2 protein-coding genes are annotated in these 3,470 nt (G+C 72.0%); both read left to right on the forward strand.

Annotation, left to right across the window (positions count from 1 at the left end; all coding sequences use genetic code 11):
• Positions 1–207, forward strand: a 207-nt coding sequence (locus STRTUCAR8_RS41725) for a DUF1989 domain-containing protein (RefSeq protein WP_006382446.1), incomplete at its 5' end; no start/stop codon positions are given.
• The coding region (locus STRTUCAR8_RS41730) for a 5-oxoprolinase/urea amidolyase family protein (protein WP_006382447.1) at positions 204–3,470 on the forward strand (3,267 nt) is incomplete at its 3' end. The genes STRTUCAR8_RS41725 and STRTUCAR8_RS41730, both read left to right, overlap by 4 nt.

Below are 3,470 nucleotides of genomic sequence, written 5' to 3' on the forward strand. Positions count from 1 at the left end.
ATCAACTGGTACATGAACGTGCCGGTGGAGAAGGACGGCACGCTCGGCATCGTCGACGGTCTCTCGGCGCCGGGGCTCTCGCTCACGCTCCGCGCCGAGCGCGATGTCCTGGTCCTCGTCTCCAACTGCCCCCAGATCAACAACCCCTGCAACGGCTTCGACCCGACCGAGGTGGAGATGACCATCACCGAGGCGGGCACGGCATGACCTTCGACACGCTGCTGGTCGCCAACCGGGGCGAGATCGCCGTGCGGATCATCCGTACGGCAAGGGAGCTGGGCCTGCGCACGGTCGCGGTCTACTCCGACGCCGACCGCTCCGCCCCGCACGTCCGGCTCGCCGACGAGGCGGTGCGGCTCGGTCCGGCGCCCGCGAAGGAGTCGTATCTCGACGCCGACCTGGTACTGGCGGCTGCCAAGGTGACGGGCGCGGGTGCGATCCATCCCGGGTACGGCTTCCTGTCCGAGGACGCGGCCTTCGCGCGCCGCTGCGAGGACGCCGGGATCGTGTTCGTGGGGCCGACGCCGCAGCAGTTGGAGCTGTTCGGCGCGAAGCACACGGCCCGGGCGGCGGCCGAGGCGGCGGGGGTGCCCCTCGCACCCGGCACAGGCCTGCTGGCCTCCCTCGACGAGGCGTACGAACAGGCCGCGGCCATCGGCTATCCCGTGATGCTCAAGGCGACCGGCGGAGGCGGGGGCATCGGCATGTCGGCCTGCGCCTCGGCCGCCGAACTCGCCGACGCCTGGGAGCGGGTGCAGCGCGTCGCCGCCGCCTCCTTCTCCTCGGCCGGCGTCTTCCTGGAACGGCTCGTCGAACACGCCCGCCATGTCGAGGTACAGGTCTTCGGCGACGGCGAGGGCCGGGTCGTCACCTTCGGTGACCGCGACTGCTCGCTCCAGCGCCGCAACCAGAAGGTGGTGGAAGAGGCCCCGGCCCCCGGGATCCCCGCGCACGTGCGCGCCCAACTGGCGGACGCCGCCCGCGACTTGTGCTCCTCCGTCGGCTACCGCTCCGCCGGAACAGTGGAGTTCGTGTACGACGCGGCCCGCGAAGAGGCGTACTTCCTGGAGGTCAACACCCGCCTCCAGGTGGAACATCCGGTCACGGAGGAGATCTACGGCGTCGACCTCGTCGCCTGGATGCTGCGACTGGCCCGCGGCGAGCGGGACGTCGTACGGGACCCGGGCACCCCCCGCGGTCACGCCGTCGAGGCCCGTGTCTACGCCGAGGACCCTTCGCGCGAACACCGGCCCAGCGGGGGCCTGTTGACCCGGGTCGAGTTCCCTGGCGGGGTGCGGATCGACGGCTGGGTGGAGACGGGCACCGAGGTGACCACGTCGTACGACCCGATGCTCGCGAAGGTGATCGCGTTCGGCACCGACCGGGAGCACGCGCTGCGCCGGCTCGACGAGGCGCTGGCCCGCACCCGGGTCGACGGCATCGAGACGAACCTCGGCCTGGTACGGGCGGCGCTGGCGAACCGGGACTTCCGCTCCGCCACACACTCGACGGCGACCCTGGCCGGGGTGAGTGATCCGACTCCGCGCGTCGAGGTCGTCTCCGGCGGGACGCTCACCACCGTCCAGGACTGGCCGGGCCGCACCGGCTACTGGCAGGTGGGCGTGCCGCCGTGCGGCCCGATGGACGACCGCTCGTTCCGGCTCGGCAACCGCGCCCTGGGCAACGACGAGGGCGCCCCCGGCCTCGAATGCACCCTCCAGGGCCCGTCGTTGAGGTTCACCCACCCCACGACGGTGTGCGTCACCGGGGCTCCGGCGCCGGTCACCCTGGACGGTACGCCGGTCGCACAGTGGGAGCCGGTGACGGTACCGGCGGGTGCAGTACTGACGATCGGCGCCCCGACGGAACAGGGCCTGCGGACCTACGTACTGTTCGCCGGCGGCGGCCTGGACGTGCCGCCCTTCCTCGGCAGCGCGGCCACCTTCACGCTGGGCGGATTCGGCGGCCACGGAGGCCGGGCGCTGCGCACGGGTGATGTCCTGCACGGCGGAGCGGCGACGGAGCCGGGCACCCCGGTCCCACCGTCCGACCGCCCGGAGTTCGCCTCGCCCTGGCACATCGGCGCCGTCGAAGGCCCGCACGCGGCACCGGAGTTCTTCACCGAGGAGGACATCCACGACTTCTACGCGGCCGACTGGAAGGTCCACTTCAACTCGGCCCGCACGGGCGTAAGACTGGTCGGTCCCAAGCCCCGCTGGGCACGCACCGACGGCGGCGAGGCGGGCCTGCACCCGTCCAACATCCACGACACCCCGTACTCCGTGGGCGCCGTGGACTACACGGGCGACATGCCGGTCCTGCTCGGCCCGGACGGCCCCTCGCTCGGCGGCTTCGTGTGCCCGGCGACCGTCCTCAGCACGGAACGCTGGAAACTGGGCCAGCTTCGTCCCGGCGACTCGGTCCGCTTCGCACCGGTGGACACAACAGGCGTGAGTCGTGCGGCGATTGTGGACGGGGGCGTCCTGGCCCGGGACGGCGACATCACGTACCGCCGCAGCGGCGACGACAACCTGCTGGTCGAATTCGGGCCCATGCAGCTGGACCTGGCGCTCCGGATGCGCGTCCACGCCCTGATGGAGGCGGTGACGGAGCTGGACCTCGCCGGGGTGACCGACCTGACACCGGGTATCCGCTCCCTCCAGATCCAGGCGGACCCGGCCGTACTCCCCCAGCCCGAACTCCTCGCCGTGATACGGCGGACAGCCACGGCCCTGCCCTCCGCGGACCACCTCACGGTCCCCTCCCGCACGGTCCACCTCCCCCTCTCCTGGGACGACCCGGCGACCCGCGAGGCGATCGCCCGCTACATGGCGGGCGTCCGCGACGACGCCCCCTGGTGCCCGTGGAACATCGAGTTCATCCGCCGGGTGAACGGCCTGGACTCGGTCGACGACGTGTACCGCACGGTCTTCGAGGCGGAGTACCTCGTACTGGGCCTGGGAGACGTCTACCTGGGCGCCCCGGTAGCCACCCCGCTCGACCCCCGCCACCGCCTGGTCACGACCAAGTACAACCCGGCCCGCACCTGGACGGCGGAGAACTCGGTGGGCATCGGCGGCGCCTACCTGTGCATCTACGGCATGGAGGGCCCCGGCGGCTACCAGTTCGTCGGCCGTACGACCCAGGTGTGGTCCGGCTGGCAGCAGCGCGGCGCGTTCGAACCGGGCTCACCTTGGCTGCTGCGGTTCTTCGACCGCATCAAGTGGTACGCCGTCGAGCCGGACGAACTCCTCGACCTGCGCGCCGACATCACCTCGGGCCGCTTCGTCCCCCGCATCGAGGAGGGCGTCTTCTCCCTGGCGGAGTACGAGGAGTTCCTCACGGAGAACGCCGAGTCGATAGCGGAGTTCCGCTCCCGCCAGGGCGCGGCCTTCTCGACGGAACGGGACGCCTGGGAGGCGGCGGGCGAGTTCACACGGGCGGAGGCCGCCACGGCACCTCCCGCCCCT

The sequence above is a fragment of the Streptomyces turgidiscabies Car8 genome (assembly GCF_000331005.1).
GTDB lineage: Bacteria > Actinomycetota > Actinomycetes > Streptomycetales > Streptomycetaceae > Streptomyces > Streptomyces turgidiscabies.